The sequence below is a fragment of the Fructilactobacillus florum DSM 22689 = JCM 16035 genome, assembly GCF_001436645.1.
GTDB lineage: Bacteria > Bacillota > Bacilli > Lactobacillales > Lactobacillaceae > Fructilactobacillus > Fructilactobacillus florum.
Genome location: NZ_AYZI01000003.1, coordinates 53628 through 73414, shown reverse-complemented (window position 1 = coordinate 73414; position 19787 = coordinate 53628). Strand labels below are relative to the sequence as shown.

Sequence of the window (19787 nt, the reverse complement as noted above, 5' to 3'; positions counted from 1 at the left end):
ATTTTGAAATTAAAATCAATTCAAATTGCCGGATTTAAGTCCTTTGCGGACCCAACCACCATTAATTTTGAGGCAGGACTGACGGGGGTTGTTGGTCCAAATGGTAGTGGTAAGAGCAATATCATTGAAGCAGTTCGTTGGGCACTGGGCGAACAGTCGGTCAAAAGCATGCGTAGTAATCGGATGAAGGATGTTATTTTTTCTGGTTCAAAAAATCGTCATCCCTTGAATCGAGCTGAGGTCAGCTTGCTGTTTGATAACTCTACTCACTGGTTGCAATCAGATTTTTCCGAAGTAAAAATTACTAGAAAATATTATCGTAGTGGGGAAAGTATTTATTTACTTAATAATCGCGAGTGTTTGCTCCGCGAAATTAACCAACTGCTGTTAGATACTGGTCTGGGAGAGGGCTCTCTTTCAATTATTTCACAGGGAAATGTCGATGCAATTTTAGATGAGAATTTGAATCAGCGCCGGGCGGTAATTGAGACGGCTGCTGGTGTTTATCGATATAAAAAACAAAAACAAGAATCTAAAAATCGACTAGCAGAAACCCAGGCGAACGTGGATCGCATTACAGATATTGTGAATGAGCTACAAAAACAATTGGGTCCTCTTGAAAAGCAACAGGAGACGGCAGCAATATATCTGCAACAACAACACGAGTTGCGAAAACTGCAATATCAGCAATTACAAGTTGCTACTTCGGCGGTAGAACAACAGCAACGACAGTTACAAGCACAGACAAAGACGACCGAGCACCAGCAAAATCAACTTGTTGCTGACGTAAAAAAGCTTCAGTTACAAAAACAAACGCTATCCGAACAAGCCAGCGACCACCAACAGCATTTGGATGATTTACATCAACAACAGTTGGCAGAAACCAAGTTAGTTGAAGAAGCACAAAGTCAGCAGCGCTTACGCCACCAACGGCGCCAATTTTTATCAAAACAACAATCCGAGTTACAAGATGCAGTAGCAACTAGTAAGCAACAATTGGAGCAGGTTCAAGCAGTGCGACAGCAACAACAGGTACAATCTCAGCAGCAACAGCAGGAGCTAGAGCATTTGAAGGGCAAGGTGACTGAGCAGCAACAACAGCTCCAACCGCAACAGATTAAGCACTTGGAACAAAAATTAGCAGATACTCAGCAAGCTTACATTGTAATCATGCAAACGCTGACCAAGAAGGAAAATGAGTTACAAAGTCTAGATAAAGCAGCACAGCAGGATGCTGCAAACCACAAAGCTCAGACCCAGAAGCTTGCTTTAGTTAAAGAAAAACTGCAGCAGGCGCACAGTAACTATCAGGATAAAGTACAGGCGCACAGTAAACTACGTCAGCAACTACAAACTGAAGAAACTCAGCTTGCAGAACTAGAGACACAACGTGATTCATGGATACATGAACAACAACGGTTAGAACAACAGCTTCTGGCTAAGCAGCAGGAGTTTCAACAACAGCGGGCTCAGTCACAAAATTTACAATCAATTGTTACTGGTCATAAGAATCTTTATCGAGGAACTAGGAGTCTGTTAGCACATCGGACTCAGCTGCCCGGGGTTTTAGGCATTGTAACTGATTTTCTCAAGGTCCCAAAGCAGTACGTTACAGCGATGGAAACGGCACTTGGAAGTGCCCTGCAGCAAGTAATTGTTGCCGATGTTGCAGCTGCCCAAGCTGCCATTCGGTTTCTAAATCGAGAACATCAAGGACGAGCAACCGTATTACCTAAAAATGCACTGCGAGTTCGTTTATTATCTCCTACTGTTGCTCGTAAATTACAGAAACAGCCGGGGTTTGTCGGAGTAGCAAGTGAGTTAGTCGACATGCCAGCAGATTTAAACCAAGTAAAGCAACATTTACTTGGGAACGTAATTATTGCAACGGACTTGGCCCAAGCCACCAGTATCAGCAAAGCAATTGAACACCGCTATCGCGTGGTTAGTTTGAACGGTGATGTGGTTAATGCGGGGGGCTCAATTACTGGTGGAAAAAATCAACAAAAAACAACGGGTTTGTTGCAGCAACGGGAACAACTCCAGCAATTGCAGCAGCAGACGCAAACATTACAAACAGCAGTTCGCCAAGCTGAAACTGACCTAACAGCATTTCAAACTCGCCAGCAACAATGGCAAGAAACTCGAGAAGCTAAGTTCCAAGCGGTTGTCAAATTACGGTCGGAGGTTGAGATTGCAAAAGCTGCCGTGGTTCAGCAGCAACAGTTAGTTCAGCAACAAAAGCGCGACTATCAAGCGGTAAAATTGTTATTACAGAATCAAACAACAACGGACCAGGCAACCAGCCAACGCGCTCAGCTGGTTTTAGAAATCAACGATTTAAAGGAGCAGCAGCTAAAACAGCAGTCCTTGACTAAAGAACAACAGCAGCAGTTGAGTACCAAGCGGACGGCGTTAGCTGAACAACAAGCTCAATTAAATACAACTAAACAACAGCTGATGTTAGCCCAGGAACGTTTCCGTCAGTTAGAGCACGACCAACAACAACGAACTCAGCAACAACAGGCGCAGCAACAACAGCAACATAATTTACAACGTCGCTTACAGGATTTGACGACGGAGCTCGAACAAATTAGAGCAACGCCAGATCCCCAAATTGCTAAACTTCAGCAGGTGATTACTGATCTTGAAGTGCAACTTAAGCAGGGAAAAGCTACCATCGAAATGCTACAAGCACAAGAACATGATTTAGAGAAAACGATCGATCAACAACAGCAGCTTCTGTTACAGACCGGGGAACAAAGACAACAACAGACGCAGCAATTGAAAGAAACCAAGCAGCGACTTCAAGCTCTCCACGAAAAGCAAACAGAGTTATCGCAGAAAATGGACGAATTGCCAACCAAACAGGTTGATTCAACACAATTGACCACTAAAATTAAACAATTGAAAACTCGCCTGACGGAGCTTGAACCAGTTAACCTAGGGGCAATCCAAGCTTTTCGTGAGACTAAAAAACGGATGGATTTTATGCAGTCCCAGCTTGATGATTTGTTAGTTGCTCGACAAAAATTACTGTCAGTTATGAATAAGATGGATCAAACCGTTAAGGAAAAATTCAAAGCAACCTTTGTGGCGGTGGCACAGGAGTTTAGTCAGGTTTTTCGTGAGATGTTTGGGGGCGGAGAGGCCCGATTAGTATTAGAAAACCCAACTGAAATGTTAACCACGGGCATTGATATTAAGGTTCAACCTCCGGGGAAACGTTTTCGGAGTCTTAATTTATTGTCGGGTGGTGAAAAATCGCTCACAGCACTGGCACTATTATTTGCGATTATCCGAGTTCGAGCTGTACCGTTTGTAATTCTGGACGAGGCAGAATCGGCACTCGATCCAGCTAATGTTGATCGGTTTGCGCGCTATATGAAACAACTTAAAGCCCGCACACAATTTATTGTAATTACTCATCGGAAAGAAACGATGATTTATGCTGACCAGTTGTATGGAGTTACAATGCAGGATTCAGGAGTTTCCAAACTAGTAGCGGTTGATCTGAAGGGTAGTAACTAAATAAGGAGCAATGATAATGGGATTGTTTGATATTTTTAAGAAAAAAAATAGCACGGTCACACAGCAAGACCAGCCAGTTGAAGCTGATTCCAAGAGCCAGGGCACACCAGTATCATCAGAAAGTGAAGCTGACAGTGTCAGTACGACAAAATCAACGAGTACTGAAGTTACAGCTCCTGCAGAATCTGGTTCTAAGACCGCAGCTCAATCTAGTGAAAAGCTTAGTTCGGCGACTAGCCAAAGTACTTTCGGATCACAGAGTAGCCAAACTACCAGTCAAAGTACTAGCGAAAGTTCTAGCGTAGTTGAGAGTCAAAGTGAAAGTAAACCGAAAACAACAGAAAAAACCTATGAGCACGGTCTTTCAAAGTCGCGGTCTGCTTTTGGTCAACAGCTAAATCGGCTGTTTGCCAGTTTTCGCTCAGTTGATGAGTCATTTTTTGATGACTTAGAAGATACCCTGATTCAAGCGGATGTCGGCGTAAAGATGTCAACTCAAATTAGTGATGAATTACGTGACGCTGTTAAGTTAAACAATCTTAAGCAACCGGCAGCGGTTCAAAACTTTATCGTTGAGAAGCTAATTGAAATGTATGACGATTCTACCGCCGGACAGCAGGAATTAACGTTAAATCCTGATGGTCCAACAGTGATTTTGTTGATTGGGGTGAATGGTGCTGGCAAGACGACGACAATCGGGAAATTGGCAAATCAATATCGCGTAGCTGGTAAAAAAGTACTAGTCGCAGCGGCCGACACCTTTCGAGCGGGAGCAATTGAACAATTGGATGAATGGGCTCGTCGTGACCAAGTTGATATTGTGAAAAAGCCTGAGGGAAGTGATCCAGCTTCTGTGGTGTATGATGCAGTGGAACGGGCTAAACGCGAACACTATGACATTTTGTTTGTTGATACGGCTGGTCGGTTGCAAAACAAGGTTAACCTGATGAACGAATTGGCTAAAATGAATAAGATTATTCAACGTGAGATTCCTACGGCCCCACAAGAAGTTTTACTGGTAATTGATGCCACTATTGGGCAAAATGCATTATCACAGGCCGAACAATTTCAAGGAGTTGCAAAAATTACTGGAATTGTGCTGACTAAGCTTGACGGGACGGCTCGCGGTGGGATTATCTTAGCCATTAAGAGCGAACTAGGAATTCCCGTTAAATACGTTGGGCTTGGAGAAGGAGTTTCAGACCTGCAACCTTTTGATCCCCAGGAATTTGTTGATGGTTTGTTTAAAGGATTATTAAAGGAACCAACCCATGAATAGTGAACAATTTGATGTTAAGTTAGCCAAAGATAATCGGATTAATGCACTATATGAATTTTACGGCCCACTATTAACAGCAAAACAAGCTGCCTATGTGAGCCAATATTATGCTGATGATTTGTCGCTTGGAGAAATTTCTGAAAATTTTGCGGTTAGCCGGCAGGCAGTTTATGATAATCTGCGACGAACCGAACAAACGTTAGAAGACTATGAGACTAAAATGCATTTGTATGCTAAATTTCAGGCACGTAGCCAGATTCTAGACCAGTTACAACGGGAAATCGACGTAGATTCAACCGTGAGTTCCCGGGTGATTCCATTGATTAAACAATTAGAAAAAATTGATGAGGAGTAGGAGACAACCATGGCATTCGAAGGATTAAGCGAGCGATTACAAACCGCCTTTAGGAATCTACGCGGCAAGGGTAAAATTAGCGAAGCAGATTTGCGAAGTACGATGCGAGAAGTCCGTCTAGCATTGCTTGATGCTGATGTAAACTTTGCGGTGGTTCGAAAATTTGTAAAGCAGGTTGAAGAGCAGGCCAACGGAGAAAATGTTTTAGAGGGATTAAACCCCGGACAACAAATCATTAAAATTGTCGATGAACAATTAACGGAAATGATGGGGGGAGCGACCACTGAATTAACCACGGCGCCCAAGATTCCAACCATTGTGATGATGGCTGGATTGCAAGGAGCCGGTAAAACGACCACCGTTGGGAAATTAGCGCGAAAACTAAAACAAGAAAAGCAAGCACGACCATTACTGATTGCGGCCGATGTTTATCGACCTGCTGCCATCGAGCAACTGCAACAAGTGGGAGCGCAAATTGATGTTCCCGTTTTTGCTGAGGGGACGGATGTTGATCCGGTTCAGATTGCTATTGATGGGGTTAAAGCAGCTCAGGCTAATCACAATGACTACGTTTTTATTGATACCGCGGGTCGGTTACAAATTGATGATTCATTGATGGATGAATTGAAAAAGATTAAAGCAGCTGTTCACCCAACGGATACCTTACTGGTCGTTGATGCAATGACTGGACAAAATGCGGTTCAGACAGCAGAAGGTTTTAACGACGCGCTCGATATTACGGGAGTAATTTTAACTAAATTAGATGGTGATACCCGTGGTGGTGCAGCACTTTCAATCAAAGCGGTCACAGGCAAACCAATTTTATATACCGGACAGGGAGAAAAGTTAGCTGATTTGGATGTTTTCCATCCTGACCGAATGGCTTCACGAATTTTAGGAATGGGTGATGTGCTGTCGTTAGTCGAAAAGACGCAGCAGACGATTGACGAAAAGAAAGCCCGTCAGCTAAATGAAAAAATCAAAGAGAATTCTTTTGATTTTGATGACTTTGTCGATCAACTTGAACAGTTGCAGCGCATGGGATCGATTAAAGACCTGATCGGGATGATTCCAGGAATGGCAAATAATCCCGCCTTGAAAAATGTTGACATGGATCCGCATGAGCTTGACAAAATCAAGGCAATTATCTATTCGATGACTAACCAGGAACGTGAGAATCCGGATCTCTTGAACCCGTCTCGGCGTCGCCGAATTGCTCGCGGTTCGGCGCAACCAATTCAAACCGTTAACCGGCTGATCAAGCAGTTCAATGAAATGAAAAAAATGATGAACCAGGTTTCAAATGGAAACATGGGTGGCATGGAACAAATGATGAATGCAACGGGGATGAGTAAGGGGATGGGAAAACTTTCCAATTTAGCGATGAAACGCATGAGTCGAAAAATCAAAAAAAACAAGCGCAAACGAACTAAGAAACGCAAAAAATAACCTGTAAAGAAAAAACCTTTACATTGGGGTAAAAGCCTGTTAAAATTATGAGCGTGAAGAAATTTGATAGGAGGTGGCAAGAATGTCAGTAAAAATTCGTTTAAAACGTATGGGATCAAAGAAAAACCCATTTTATCGAATCGTGGTAGCCGATTCACGGAGTCCTCGTGATGGTCGTTTTATTGAAAATGTTGGGACTTACAACCCACTAAAAGAGACCGAACAGGTTACTTTGAAGGCTGATTCGATTATGGATTGGTTACAAAAGGGTGCGCAACCATCCGATACGGTGCGTAACATTTTATCGAAAGCGGGAATCATGAAACAACTTCATGAGGCTAAACTCGCAAGCAAGAAATAATTAATCATGATAAATTTTGATAATTTAATAATGACAATCGTTAAACCATTGGTTAAATTTCCTGACGAAGTTAACATTCGCCATCGGGAATCACCTGAGTTTCACGAATTTATTTTGTCAACCAATCCTAAGGATGTCGGCCGAGTAATCGGGAAACATGGGCGAGTCGCACAAACGGTACGAGCACTGGTTTATAGTGTTCACGTACAAGATGATAAGCGCGTAAAATTAATCATTAATGATGGTAAATAGCAAAAACTCTCACATAAACCTAGGTTTTAGTGGGAGTTTTTTGAGATAGGTGAACAAATGGAATATCTTGAAATTGGCGAAATCGTAAATACACAGGGTTTACGCGGCGAAGTTCGAGTCCAAGTAATTACGGATTTTGTTGCACAACGGTTTCAAATTGGGGCCGAAGTGACAGCTTTTCCTAAACAGGGCAAACCGGTAGTACTGCAAATCGATGGAATGCGTCGGCATAAGCAGCTTGTAATCCTCCATTTTTCTGGGTATGATTCCATCAATGATGTTGAGTTTTTAAAGCCAGCACTCTTAAAGATCCGTATGGATCAGCAGGTCAACGACGAATTAGAGCCAGGGGCTTATTACTATCATCAAATTATTGGATTACCAGTCTATGATTTAAATAATCGGAAGCTGGGGCAGGTCAAAGAAATTTTGGATCTAGGTCCCAATGATGTCTGGGTTGTAGAACGCCCTGATCAATCAGATTTGCTGTTACCAAAAATTGATCAGGTAATTAAGCAGGTCGATTTGGAGCAAAGTCGGATTGTGGTTGATTTATTAGAAGGATTAGAATAATGAAAATCGATATTTTAAGCCTTTTTCCAGAGATGTTAAACGGTCCTCTGCATGATTCCATCTTAGGTAAGGCGCTAGATCGTGATTTACTACGGGTGGCAATCACTAATTTTCGTGATTTCTCGACTAATAAACACCATAATGTTGATGATACGCCTTACGGAGGTGGAGCTGGCATGCTTTTACAACCGCAACCAATTTGTGATGCGGTGGTCAGCACGCAGGAGACAGCTGAGCATGAAGGTTATTCAACCGGCCGGGTAATTTTAACGGATCCCGGGGGGAAAAGCTTTGATCAGCAGGCGGCAGCAGAGTTAGCCCAAGAAGACCATTTAACCTTCTTGTGTGGTCATTACGAAGGATACGATGAGCGCATTAAGCAAGTTGTCACTGATGAATATTCAATTGGTGATTATGTTTTAACGGGTGGTGAGTTACCAACTCTGGTAATGATTGATGCCATCTGTCGATTGTTGCCGGGAGTTTTGGGGAATGAACAGTCGGCGGCTGATGATTCATTTTCACAATCATTGTTGGAGGCACCACAATATACTAGACCAGCAGTTTTCCGTGGGCAGGAGGTTCCAGCAGTATTACGAAGCGGTGATCATCAGAAAATTGCCGCTTGGCGACTTAAAGAATCTATCCGAAAAACCTACTTGAAGCGTCCAGATCTAATCCACGAACAACAGTTGTCTGAACAAGCAAAACGATTTTTAGCAGAAATTAGAGCAGAAAATTCGTAAGATCTTTGCGTTTAGATTTTTAATATGATATTATTGTGTTTAGTTGTAAAACTAAAATCAACAGTATTCCGCTGTCGTGAAGATAAGAATGCTAGTTAGGAGAAGAGAATATGCGCCAGAATCAATTAATCGAAAAGATTAACCAAGCACAGCTTCGTTCTGATATTCCTGATTTTCGAGCTGGAGATACTGTAACGGTTTCCGTTAAAGTGGTCGAAGGTGACAATGAACGGTTACAGGATTTCACGGGGGTTGTAATCAAACGTCGTGGGGCCGGTATCCAAGCTACCTATACGGTTCGTAAGATCAGTAATGGGATTGGAGTTGAGCGGATTTTTCCTGTTAACTCACCACGAGTTGATAAGGTCGAGGTTATTCGCCACGGTAAGGTTCGTCGTTCGAAACTTTACTACCTGCGCGACCGGCAAGGAAAAGCTGCTCGGATCAAACAATCATTCAAAAAACGTTAAAGAGTACTTTTGTATCAATATTTGTAAAACGTCCTATCTATACGATAAGACGTTTTTTTTTATAAAAAAAGACTAGCACTTTGCTAATCTTTGGAAGCTTTAAAATTCTTCGTAGCTAGCAGGATCCTGTTGGTGAGTGCGTCCATCTGGTTTGCTAAGTTGATTAATCCGCTCCATGTCGTCTGGGGTAAGCGTAAAACTAAAAACGTCCAGATTAGTTAATTGTCTGCTTGAATGGATTGCCTTGGGAATCGGAAGCACCCCTAGCTGTAGATCCCAGCGTAGGATTATTTGCGCCACGCTAACTTTATATTTATCAGCGATTTGGTTTAAGACCGGGTCTTGTAACATAACACTGGCTCGTCCCAGCGGACTCCAGGCCTGGGTGAGAATTTGATGCTGTTCATCATAAGCGCGTTGCGGAGCCTGGTTAAAATAAGGATGAAGTTCAATTTGGTTGATTTGGGGGAGCACGCCAGTTGCTTGTTGGAGCCGGTCAAGATGTTCTGGCAGGAAGTTACAGACTCCAACGGCGCGGACTAGTCCAAATTTTTGGGCATCCAGCAAGGCTTGCCATGCTTCGACGTACTGATCTCTCTTAGGATTGGGCCAGTGTAGCAGGTATAAATCAAAATAATCCAGCCGGCTACGGTAGAGTGATTCTTGAATAGCAGTGATAGCTTGGTCACGGTGATAATACCGTCCAGGGAGTTTGGAAGTAATGGTAAGCTGGGAGCGTGCTATATCAGCATTTTGAAGCGCTACGCCGAGGGCTCCCTCATTTTCATAGTTGTAAGCACTATCTATGAGTCGATAACCGTTGTTAATTGCGGTTGTAATCGCTCGAGCTCCGTTAGTCCCAGTTAATTTATAGGTTCCAAATCCAATTTTTGGTAGTTGCATGCCATTTTGTAATTGATAGTATTCCATGATGAAACCTCCTTGTTTTTATTATAGAAGTTTACGGCTTAGTAAAAAATAAGATTCAATTTGCTATAGGTTAATTATATAATAGAAATATCGAAAATAACCGTTGTTGGATAATTAAGAGGTCTAAAATAATGAAGACAGACAGACAGACAGACAGACAGACAGACAGACAGACAGACAGACAGACAGACAGACAGACAGACAGACAGACAGACTATAACGCTCGGGTAAAACCTAATACAGCTTTTCTCAATACATTGAAGGAAAAATTACCAGAATTTTTTGATAGCAACGATCATTTTAGCATTGATAAATTTGAAAATGCACTACGAGAGCATAATATTGACGAAGTTACCAATGGCTATCAACTAGATTTTATCGGGAAAGACTATGCTCGGCGTCAAGTTGGTGAAGTTTCAGAAACTGTAATTGTTCCTGATGAAAAGCAAAATAACGGTGAAGGTCAGCATAGTAAGAATTTATTCTTTACCGGTGATAATTTAGAAGTTTTGCGGCAGCTACAAGCGGCATATTCGGATTCCATTGACGTTATTTATATCGATCCACCCTACAATACAGGTAACAACGATTTTACTTATCCTGATAATTTTGAATATAGCGATGAGCAATTACAAAATATGTTGGGATTAGATGACGATGCACTAGCTCGGTTGAAAAGCATTCAAGGAAAATCAAGTCATTCGGCTTGGTTAACTTTTATGTACCCACGATTATCCTTGGCAAAAAAATTACTGAAAAATAATGGAGTTATTTTTATTTCAATTGATGATAATGAAGCTGCTAACCTTAAGGAAATTAGTGATGAAATATTTGGTGAAAATAATTTTTTAGCTCAAATTGTATGGGAAAGAGCATATGCACCAATAAATTTAAAGAGAAATTTTTCTGTTAGCCACGACTACATGTTGGTTTATGGACGAGATGCACAGATTATTAAAACCAATGGTATTCAGCGAACAAATACCGCAGATAACCGTTATCAAAACCCAGATAGCGACCCAAGAGGGGTTTGGAAATCTGATAATTTATCAGTTGGTCCAGCTAACAAGAGAAATATTTATCCAATTACGACTCCCTCTGGGAGGGTGGTTGAGCCCCCCGCTGGTCGAAGTTGGCGTCTTTCACAAAAAGAATTTCGTGAAAGACTTGCAGATAAAAGAATTTGGTTTGGAAAAGATGGTAATTCAGTTCCAGGAATTAAACGATTTTTGTCAGATTTAAAAAAAACAGGCATTACGCCAATGACTATTTGGAAACGAGAGGACGTGGGTGACAGTCAAGCGGCAACTCAATATTTACAAAAGTTAATGAATAATAAAAGTTACTTTTCTTATCCCAAGCCGGTTAAGTTGATCCAAAGAGCTATTCAATTATATGCTTCGAAAGAGGCAACGGTAATGGATTTTTTTGCTGGCTCTGCGACGACTGCCGAAGCAGTAATGCAGCAAAATATTGTTGATGGTGGTCATCGTAAATTTATCATGGTGCAACTCCCGGAAAAAACATATTATTTGAACAAGTCCGGTAGCAAAGTACCCACAAAGGGTGGCGAAGATGCTTTTGAAAATGGTTTTGAGAGTATTGACGAAATTGCACGTGAGCGGATTCGCCGAGCAGCTCAAAAAATCAAGGCAGATAATGAATTGACATTACCAACAGATTTCGATGGTAGTTTTAAACACTATCGGGTTGTAAGACCAGTTAAAAAAACAGTAGCAGCTGTTCATGAGTTTGATATTAACAAAACTAATCTGTTCTCGGATATGTTGGGTTCGTTTTCTAGTACCGCACTAAATGTTGCTGGAGACGTCTCTGGTACGGGAACCATCATGACAACGTGGCTGGCCCGAGATGGGTATCCATTTGACGTTGCGGTTAAATCAATTGATTTCGCTTCTTATCAAGCACATATCATTAATGATGAGGCGTTGTATCTAATTAATGAGGGCTGGAATAGTCAACAAACGAAGCTACTCTTGAATCAATTGGGGAAACACGAATTAGATTTACGCAATGTGGTTATCTTCGTTTATTCTTTTAAGCTGGATGCACTTTTAGAGTTAGAAAACGGATTAAAGCAGCTTGATAATGATGTTTCGTTGCTCCGGAGGTACTAATTGATGAAAATAAAATTAGAATCGTTACAGCACCAAAAAGATGCCTTAGGGGCAATTGACAAATACTTCCAAGGAATTGACGAGCTACACAACGATCCAGATGCAAATTATATCTATGCCAATCCGCTGATTAAGGGGCGCTATCGAGATAAAACCAATATTGATATTAAGATGGAAACGGGAACGGGTAAAACGTATGTCTACACCAGAATGATGTTTGATTTACATCAAAAATATGGTTTGTTTAAATTTGTAATTGTGGTTCCTAGCCCCAGCATTAAAGAGGGTACGCGTAGTTTTATTACTAGTAGGTATGCAAAACAACATTTTAGCCAATTTTATCCCAATGTTCGTATCCAATTGAATGTGATTAATAATGGGGATTTTAATGCCAAAGCAGGGCGGAGAAATTTTCCGGCACAGCTTTCTGAATTTGTCGAAGGAACTCGCCAAAATGTGAATCAAATTGAGATCTTATTAATCAATGCGGGAATGCTTCATTCAAAATCAATGAGTCGCAATGACTATGATCAAACTTTGCTCGGAGGGGAATCATCGCCGAACAAAGCCATTCGGGCGACTCGTCCAATCGTTATTATTGATGAGCCACATCGATTCTCGCAGGGAAATAAATATTATGACGACATTGTCGGTTTAAAACCACAAATGATCGTTAGGTTTGGCGCTACTTTTCCGCAAAAGACGATTGGAAAAGGTAAAAATAAGAAGACCATTACTGATTATTATCGCGGAAAACCGCAATATAATTTAAATGCAATTGATAGCTTTAATCAGGGATTGGTTAAGGCCGTTGATATTTTCTATCCAGAAATTTCAAGAGAGCAAGCAGCTAATCTGTATCGGGTTAAGTCAGCTAAGCAAAAGGAACTGATTTTATCCAAAAATGGACATGATTTTAGTGTCGGTAGAAATGAGTTACTTTCTGAAATAGATCAAGATTTTACGGGTAATCTTTCATACGTTGGTGGAAAAAATAAAGAATTATCCAATGCACTAGAATTAAACAGCGGGATGAAGTTAATCCCTGGAACATTTTCAGAATCATACCAAGACCGAATAATTCGTAAAGCCATCGATCAACATTTTATCGCCGAACAGGAAAATTTTTTACGCCCCGAAAACAATTATAATAGCCCGAAGGTTAAAACCCTGTCATTATTTTTTATTGATAGTATTAGGAGCTTTCGCGGAAATAAGCGCCAAACAAAGGGGTGGCTAGCGGAACATTTTGAAAAAATCTTGACTGATAAACTAGGCGAATTAATCAATAAATATCAACAGAGTGATAGTCAGCGTGAGTGTGAGTATTTGAAATTCTTACAAGCAACTCAAAAAAGTCTTAAATCGGAACATCAGGATGTCTATGCTGGGTACTTTAGCGAGGATCGGGGGACTTCTGATGCTGATATTCAGGCGCAAATTGATGATATATTAAATAATAAAGAGAAATTATTGAGCTTTAAAGATGAACACGGAAACTGGTTGACCCGGCGCTTTTTATTTTCTAAATGGACGTTACGCGAGGGATGGGATAATCCCAATGTTTTTGTCATTGCAAAATTACGATCGTCTGGTTCTGAAAATAGTAAAATTCAAGAGGTCGGACGTGGTTTGCGATTGCCAGTTGATGAGACTGGTCATCGCCTAAAACAAGATGAATTTTCTAGTCGGCTTTCCTTCTTAATTGGCTATGACGAAAAAGAATTTGCTCAAGAACTTGTTAATCAAATCAATGATGATGCTCCCGTTGTTCTTGATCATACAAAATTAACTGAGGAAATGATTAGCGCAATTGTTAGTCAGCAACAAAAGGTAGATAGAACGTTTGATGAGCAACAACTTGTCAATGACTTAGGTGACAAGGGAATTATTGATTTTGATCATCATTTTAAGCGTGAAGTGGTTTTTGATGGTCAGAAAACAACCGGTTTTGAAGCTTTGTTTCAATGTTATCCCAACATTAACCATGATGTGGTTGCAAATGATCGGGTTATAGATCGAACCATTCATAAAGTTAGTACCAAGGTTAAATTGCAAAAAAGAAATTGGAAAAAGTTAAAAAATGTTTGGCAAGCATTATCAAAGCGCCAAATGGTGGTTTATGGTGATGGAACTAATGACGTGGCTGAAAAAATAGCACGTGAAATTTTTAATAACAAAGAAAATTTTGTTTTCCAGAAAACGCAATCTATCAATCAGAAGATTAAAATCGGTAACCAAGCGGAAATCCATCAAACAACTGAAACCGGGACTACGCGATTAACGATGGATTACGGAAAATTTTTACAACAAATTAATTTTCAAACAGGTTTATCTATCAATTTATTAAATAATCTGATGATTGTAACGATGCGTCATCAGCTAGGAAATAATTCTGATTATATTAACGAAGCTACTCTCGAAAAAATTGTTAAAAATTTTGTGAAAAAGTTTGAAGGAAAATTGATTGAAAATTATGAGTATCAACCATTGAATTTTGAATCATCGACATCAGTTTATAATTCAGATAGTGAAGAATTTTTGGACTATGTTTCAGCTAATAAAATCGGATCGTATGGCAATGATAAAGTTGACGGTGACCCCAAATACTTATATGAAAGACCACCGGTACGTTATGATAGCGTCGATCCGGAATTAGAAATACTAAAGCATGATTATGACGATGATGTCGTAGTCTATGGCAAGTTACCGAAGGAAGCGATTAAAATTCCGCGGTTTAACCATGGCACTACAACTCCTGATTTTATTTTTATGATAAATCGTCATGGAGAAAAGTCATATCTAATTGTAGAAACCAAGGCTGAAAACATGCGAATAGGTGATCAACAAATTCAGAAGATTCAAAAAAAATATTTTGATAAATTAACAAACTCCGGAATCTATTATCAATTTACGACTAACTATCAAGATATTTGGAATAAAATCGATGAACTAGCAGATAAATAGTAGAATGTTAATGGTGGATATAGTTTTATCCCTAATTGACGCCCTCTCTTTTGACACCGCTCTTCATTTCTATTATGCTTTTTGTGTACTACTGGAACTTAAAATTAAACGAGGTGTACATGACAGAGCAAAGCATAAAATTATTCTTAGATATGGACAACGTACTGGTTGATACATTGCCAGTTCTAAACCGGGCGGCTACGACACATCGCCAGCGTCCGGATACAATTCCTGGTATTTTTCGCGACTTGCCACCTATTTCTGGCGTGCTAGCTGCGATTCCTGAGTTAGCCAAATCATATGATCTCTATATTTTATCAACGGCACCATGGAATAATCCCAGCGCTTGGCAGGATAAACTCCTCTGGATTCAACAATATTTTGGTGCCGGGGATACCAATTATTTCTATAAAAAGGTTATCATGACCCATGACAAGGGCTTGGTGCGTGGGGCCAGTGGAATTTTACTGGATGATCGTCCCTATCATGGGGCAAGCGCCTGGGATGATCCTCAGCATGGTAGTTTCTGGATTCAGTATGGTTACGACTCGCGGTTAACGTGGTCCCAGGATTTAGTGCCGATGTTAGAGCATCTGGCTTATGATAGTCAACGACTTGGCAGTTTATCACAGGCGATGCAGCAAGCCGCTACCAATTATCAGTTACATGGGGATCATGCTGCGTTTACGAAAGAAAATTGGGAGTAACAGTATAAAGGGGTGTCGTTATGATTACAAACAGTGTTGCAATGTTACAAAAAGCTCGTGCGGAGCATTATGCAGTACCCGCTTTTAATGTTAATAATCTTGAGTGGGGAAAGGAGCTTTTGCGAGCAGCAGAAAAGCTCCAGTCACCGGTCATTTTACAAGTAACTGGTGGAGCTGCCCAATATATGGGAAGTTTTCGCTTAGCTTATGATTTGTTAGTTGATCTGCACGAAGCAATGCATATTACGGTTCCAGTCGCTATTCATTTAGACCATGGAAACTATCATCAAGCGCTTGAAACTATTGGAGTGGGATTTACTTCCGTGATGTTTGATGGGGCAAAGTTACCACTGGCAGAAAATTTGGCGAAAACTAATGATTTGCGTACGGTTACCAGTCAACATCAGATTTCTTTGGAAGCTGAAGTTGGTACTATTGGCGGCGAAGAAGATGGGCTAATTGCGAATGGTGAGATTGCTGCAATTCCGGATGCAGTTCAAATGGCTCAAGCTGGCGTTGATATGTTAGCGGTGGGAATTGGAAACATTCATGGTCAGTATCCGGCCGATTGGAAGGGGCTCAATTTCGCACACTTACAAAAGATTGATGAGGCGATTTTCGCAGCGACTGGTAAACGGCTTCCGCTGGTACTACATGGTGGCTCAGGCATTGATGACGATCAAATCCGCCGAGCAATTGAGCTGGGAATTGCAAAAATTAATGTTAACACTGAAGGGCAGTTAGCTTTTCATGATGGGATTCGCAAGTATGTGCTAGCTGACAAAGATTTAGAAGGCAAGAACTTTGATCCAAGGATTTTTCTGACCGCAGGCAGCGATCAACTTGAGGCAATGTGCGAAGATCGAATTAGGGTCTTTGGATCAGCTGGGAAAGCTTAATGATTTTTGAATAATCAAACTAAAAAGACTAGCTCTTAAGAAGGGCTAGTCTTTTTAGTTTTTATAGATATTAATAGACATATTATTTTTTGATTTGTAGGGCGCGCCGGTGTCCGATTTCATACATAATCCAGCCCACTAGACCAAAAAATAGGGGACCAAAAATCGTCCAAAAAGCGGTCTGATAATCATGCTCCATGAGCGGTTCAACAGCAGTAAAACCAATGCCTAAGATTAGGACCACCATGATAATGCAAACCACAAAATTAGTAAAATATTTATTTTTATAGAAAACAAAGGGACGATCAATGTTTGTTAATTTTTTAAAAAAGGGAAAAGCACCGATCAAAAAGAGATAAGGAAAGGTACTCGAGATGTTGGCCATGTCAGTTAGAATTAAGTAAAATTTTTGTGCACCAGAGCCACTAAAGGTAATTAAAAAAATGATGACGGATACAATAATCGCTTGAAGCCACATGGCAAAACTAGGCATTTGTTGTTGATTTAGCTTAGTTACTCGTTTGGGCCATAACTTAGGGTCAGAACCTTCAATAAAAGACTTGATCGGTGAATAGCTGAGCACGAAGAAGGAACCGATGTAGGCAATGAACATACTGATACCGGCGTAACGTGCAAACCATTGACCAGTAATAAGGGCGACTTGAGTTGATGCGCCGAGTGCTAGGGCTAGTTGATATCCTAAATTGTTGATTAATACATAGGTAATGTTACCCAGATTTACATGGTTGCCACCAAGCAGTTGCTGCCAGTTAGCAGTCACGCCAACGAAGAAAATAGTGACCGAATAAAGCAAAGCCATAATGATACCGCCGATGATAATTCCACGCGGAAAATTTTGCTTGGGGTGTGCAACTTTGTCAACGACCCCTCCCATTGATTCCATGCCACCGTAGGCAAAGATCGCGTAAACAACAAATGACATGATGGCAATTGGAGAAGCAAAAAGTGGATTAGGTGATTTAATAAATACAGCGGTGCTCCGAACTGGTTCAGCCAGCTGGCCGTGATTTAAGACTAGAACTACGCTGGATAATATTACGAATAACACCGGTAATCCGATGGAGAAAAAGCCTCCAATACTGGCAATTTTGGTGATTTGCTGAAAGCCACGGGTTGATATGAATGTGATTACGATCACCCAAATAATTCCTAAAAGACCAATGGTTTGCATGGGAGAAAAAATGCCAAACAGGTGCCAGGTATTGGTTTTATCAGTTCCAAAGAAAATATTTGAAACTGGAATCCAGACTTTACTAGCAACGGCAATCATCCAGATAATCCAAGCGGACAGCCAGATAAAGGTACCGATAAAAGCTAGTCGTTCTCCAATTGATTCTTTGAGCCAGGAATAGATGCCACCTTTAGCACTGCTAAGAGCGGATCCATATTCTGCAAACATTAAACTGGATGGCAAAAAGAAAATTACGGCAGCAAATACATACCAAATAATACTGGCATATCCCATCTGATCGTAGGCCACCGTGACATTTGCGAAGCCAAAGATAGATGACAAAATCATCAAAACCAATGACTTAGTACTCATTTTTTTATGATTCGTTGGTTGTTCCATTATGGACAAAGGCTCCTTATAGATTTAAATCTTGTTGATAATTAAGTGGGGAAAGATCGGTAGCAGCGGTGATTAATCGTGCAGCCAGTGATTGATATGCCGTCAAAGCTTGTTGAGCGGCTGTGTGGCTGGCTTCTGTCGCTAATTGTGCGAGTTGTTCGGGTTTGATTGCTTGTGCCTTGAGGTCAGTTTCGCTAATTAAGTTCTGAAATTGGGTTTGGAGTTGATTTTGAACCGCTACTAATTGGGGGTAAAATTGTTGGTAGTGGGGATCAACCAGGACTCCTACTAACTTAAACGTCCAGTAAGCAGATTCAGAATCATAAGTGGCGGTTACTGGGATCTGGTAGGCTCTGGGCGTGTCTGTAAGACCAGCAAAAAAAGGAACGTAAGTACTCTGAGCGCCCACTCCCATCAAAAGCCAGTGAATGTTAGCCACGGCGGCTGGGAGCTGAGGACGTAAGTGGAGCACGTGCGATTCTTGGGTTTTCGCTAAACTAATTGGTCGAAAACGATGACGTTGGTTAGTTGGTCCGTCACCTAAAGGATCATATGGAGTTCCCTGATAATGAGAACTTAGAAAGTGTTGAGCGTCATAAACTGATAGTAATCGAGAACTTTTTCGTAAAAAGGGTAAGGTTTGTGAAGTAGGTTCTTGGATGATTTCTGGATTGAACTGACGTTGCCCGTCCCATACTCGAGGCGTATTATAGCTGGTATCCTGGGATGTTTGGGTTCCAAAAATTAGGCGAAAATTAAAATTATCTTTGTGTTGGTTAAGCTGATGGCTGTTAACGAAGTCCACGATTTGAGCAGACCAAGCAAAATTTTGATGATCCGAAAAATCAATGGTTTGAATTGCCATCTGATTGGCAACGACAGCATAACAGTCATCGGGAATCCGTTGAGCTACCCAGTGATGACCGGAACCGATTTCAAAGTACCAGACCTCCTGCCGATCAGAAAACAGGATGCCATTTGTTTCACAAGCTCCGTATTTTGATACAATCTGACCAAGTCGTTCGACTCCTTCACGGGCTGTTTTAATGTACGGGAGAACTACGGTTACCATGGCCTCTTCGCCAATGCCATCAGTCACCAGGGGATCAAACTTGAGAACTTGCTGATTGGCATAGGTGCTTTCGGTGGCACTCATCGCACAACCAGCTTCATTAATTCCATCTTCTTCAAAAAGTCCGTCTTGTGACGTCCACTCCGGGGTCGCTGTGTATTTGGCGCTAACTGTTGGTAATGCCAACTGAAAACCATTTGCCTTAGAACAAAACTTTCGATTGGCAACGCGTTGTTGTTCGTGCACGACAAACCGTTTTGGCCAGGCTGCTTTGCAGTCTTCATTGCGACCAATAATGGTACTACCATCAACAGTTGCATTTCTTCCAATTAAAATACTGGTACAAGCGGAATAATTTGTTTCCATAAATATGGACTCCTTAATTTTTTAAATTGCTAACGACTATCTTACACCTTTAGGCAGGCGAAAACCGATTTGTGCATTGGAATAAATGCTAGCATGGCATC

At 41.1% G+C, this 19787-nt stretch carries 16 protein-coding genes; 13 read left to right on the top strand and 3 right to left on the bottom strand.

Translation table 11 applies throughout. The features are described 5' to 3' along the window. Positions 1–3 precede the first annotated feature (3 nt). The 9 genes from smc (at position 4) to rplS (ending at position 9016) form a co-directional block, all read left to right on the top strand. Positions 4–3531: a chromosome segregation protein SMC gene (gene smc / locus FC87_RS02195; RefSeq protein WP_056961482.1), complete on the top strand. Its 3528-nt coding sequence runs from the start codon at positions 4–6 to the stop codon at positions 3529–3531. A gap of 16 nt (positions 3532–3547) precedes the next feature. Further along, positions 3548–4810, top strand: a complete 1263-nt coding sequence (ftsY, locus tag FC87_RS02190; protein WP_056961480.1) for a signal recognition particle-docking protein FtsY — start codon at positions 3548–3550, stop codon at positions 4808–4810. Further along, complete coding sequence (locus tag FC87_RS02185; RefSeq protein ID WP_009166634.1) at positions 4803–5165, top strand: putative DNA-binding protein; 363 nt, start codon at positions 4803–4805, stop codon at positions 5163–5165. The genes ftsY and FC87_RS02185 overlap by 8 nt, the downstream gene beginning before the upstream one ends. Before the next feature lie 9 nt (positions 5166–5174). Then, on the top strand, positions 5175–6614 hold the full coding sequence (gene ffh / locus FC87_RS02180) for a signal recognition particle protein (protein WP_009166635.1): 1440 nt from the start codon (positions 5175–5177) through the stop codon (positions 6612–6614). Positions 6615–6696: 82 nt separating this feature from the next. Beyond that, a complete protein-coding gene (gene rpsP / locus FC87_RS02175; protein WP_009166636.1) occupies positions 6697–6975 on the top strand; it encodes a 30S ribosomal protein S16 in 279 nt (92 codons plus the stop codon). Between the two features lie 6 nt (positions 6976–6981). Further along, positions 6982–7227 (top strand): KH domain-containing protein, encoded by a 246-nt coding sequence (locus FC87_RS02170; RefSeq protein WP_009166637.1) that lies wholly within the window; start codon positions 6982–6984, stop codon positions 7225–7227. 57 nt (positions 7228–7284) lie between these two features. After that, positions 7285–7800 (top strand): ribosome maturation factor RimM, encoded by a 516-nt coding sequence (gene rimM / locus FC87_RS02165; RefSeq protein WP_054689612.1) that lies wholly within the window; start codon positions 7285–7287, stop codon positions 7798–7800. Beyond that, a complete protein-coding gene (gene trmD, locus FC87_RS02160; protein WP_054689616.1) occupies positions 7800–8546 on the top strand; it encodes a tRNA (guanosine(37)-N1)-methyltransferase TrmD in 747 nt (248 codons plus the stop codon). The genes rimM and trmD overlap by 1 nt, the downstream gene beginning before the upstream one ends. 110 nt (positions 8547–8656) lie before the next feature. Next, positions 8657–9016 (top strand): 50S ribosomal protein L19, encoded by a 360-nt coding sequence (gene rplS, locus FC87_RS02155; RefSeq protein ID WP_009166640.1) that lies wholly within the window; start codon positions 8657–8659, stop codon positions 9014–9016. A gap of 99 nt (positions 9017–9115) precedes the next feature. On the opposite strand, the gene FC87_RS02150 is transcribed toward rplS, so the two are convergent. Further along, on the bottom strand, positions 9116–9946 hold the full coding sequence (locus FC87_RS02150; RefSeq protein WP_009166641.1) for an aldo/keto reductase: 831 nt from the start codon (positions 9944–9946) through the stop codon (positions 9116–9118). A 131-nt stretch (positions 9947–10077) separates the two neighbouring features. On the opposite strand from FC87_RS02150, the gene FC87_RS02145 reads away from it, so the two are divergent. From FC87_RS02145 to FC87_RS02130, 4 genes are all read left to right on the top strand, one after another. Then, complete coding sequence (locus FC87_RS02145; protein WP_191979370.1) at positions 10078–12084, top strand: site-specific DNA-methyltransferase; 2007 nt, start codon at positions 10078–10080, stop codon at positions 12082–12084. A 3-nt stretch (positions 12085–12087) separates the two neighbouring features. Next, complete coding sequence (locus tag FC87_RS02140) at positions 12088–15051, top strand: type III restriction-modification system endonuclease (protein ID WP_009166477.1); 2964 nt, start codon at positions 12088–12090, stop codon at positions 15049–15051. Positions 15052–15170: 119 nt separating this feature from the next. Beyond that, on the top strand, positions 15171–15758 hold the full coding sequence (locus FC87_RS02135; protein WP_009166478.1) for a 5' nucleotidase, NT5C type: 588 nt from the start codon (positions 15171–15173) through the stop codon (positions 15756–15758). A 20-nt stretch (positions 15759–15778) separates the two neighbouring features. Further along, complete coding sequence (locus FC87_RS02130; protein ID WP_009166479.1) at positions 15779–16657, top strand: ketose-bisphosphate aldolase; 879 nt, start codon at positions 15779–15781, stop codon at positions 16655–16657. Positions 16658–16739: 82 nt separating this feature from the next. On the opposite strand, the gene yjeM is transcribed toward FC87_RS02130, so the two are convergent. Both yjeM and FC87_RS02120 read right to left on the bottom strand, forming a co-directional pair. Next, positions 16740–18248: a glutamate/gamma-aminobutyrate family transporter YjeM gene (yjeM, locus tag FC87_RS02125; protein ID WP_056961478.1), complete on the bottom strand. Its 1509-nt coding sequence runs from the start codon at positions 18246–18248 to the stop codon at positions 16740–16742. Positions 18249–18264: 16 nt separating this feature from the next. Continuing rightward, a complete protein-coding gene (locus FC87_RS02120) occupies positions 18265–19686 on the bottom strand; it encodes a C69 family dipeptidase (RefSeq protein ID WP_054689618.1) in 1422 nt (473 codons plus the stop codon). Between the last annotated feature and the right edge of the window lie 101 nt (positions 19687–19787).

Excerpts from the sequence above, each read along its gene's own strand:
- FC87_RS02150 (WP_009166641.1), bottom strand. The coding sequence starts at position 9,946 with ATGGAATACTATCAATTACAAAATGGCATGCAACTACCAAAAATTGGA.
- FC87_RS02185 (WP_009166634.1), top strand. The coding sequence starts at position 4,803 with ATGAATAGTGAACAATTTGATGTTAAGTTAGCCAAAGATAATCGGATT.
- ftsY (WP_056961480.1), top strand. The coding sequence starts at position 3,548 with ATGGGATTGTTTGATATTTTTAAGAAAAAAAATAGCACGGTCACACAG.
- ffh (WP_009166635.1), top strand. The coding sequence starts at position 5,175 with ATGGCATTCGAAGGATTAAGCGAGCGATTACAAACCGCCTTTAGGAAT.
- FC87_RS02120 (WP_054689618.1), bottom strand. The coding sequence starts at position 19,686 with ATGGAAACAAATTATTCCGCTTGTACCAGTATTTTAATTGGAAGAAAT.
- FC87_RS02140 (WP_009166477.1), top strand. The coding sequence starts at position 12,088 with ATGAAAATAAAATTAGAATCGTTACAGCACCAAAAAGATGCCTTAGGG.
- FC87_RS02130 (WP_009166479.1), top strand. The coding sequence starts at position 15,779 with ATGATTACAAACAGTGTTGCAATGTTACAAAAAGCTCGTGCGGAGCAT.
- FC87_RS02170 (WP_009166637.1), top strand. The coding sequence starts at position 6,982 with ATGATAAATTTTGATAATTTAATAATGACAATCGTTAAACCATTGGTT.
- FC87_RS02135 (WP_009166478.1), top strand. The coding sequence starts at position 15,171 with ATGACAGAGCAAAGCATAAAATTATTCTTAGATATGGACAACGTACTG.
- trmD (WP_054689616.1), top strand. The coding sequence starts at position 7,800 with ATGAAAATCGATATTTTAAGCCTTTTTCCAGAGATGTTAAACGGTCCT.
- rimM (WP_054689612.1), top strand. The coding sequence starts at position 7,285 with ATGGAATATCTTGAAATTGGCGAAATCGTAAATACACAGGGTTTACGC.
- rpsP (WP_009166636.1), top strand. The coding sequence starts at position 6,697 with ATGTCAGTAAAAATTCGTTTAAAACGTATGGGATCAAAGAAAAACCCA.
- yjeM (WP_056961478.1), bottom strand. The coding sequence starts at position 18,248 with ATGGAACAACCAACGAATCATAAAAAAATGAGTACTAAGTCATTGGTT.
- FC87_RS02145 (WP_191979370.1), top strand. The coding sequence starts at position 10,078 with ATGAAGACAGACAGACAGACAGACAGACAGACAGACAGACAGACAGAC.
- rplS (WP_009166640.1), top strand. The coding sequence starts at position 8,657 with ATGCGCCAGAATCAATTAATCGAAAAGATTAACCAAGCACAGCTTCGT.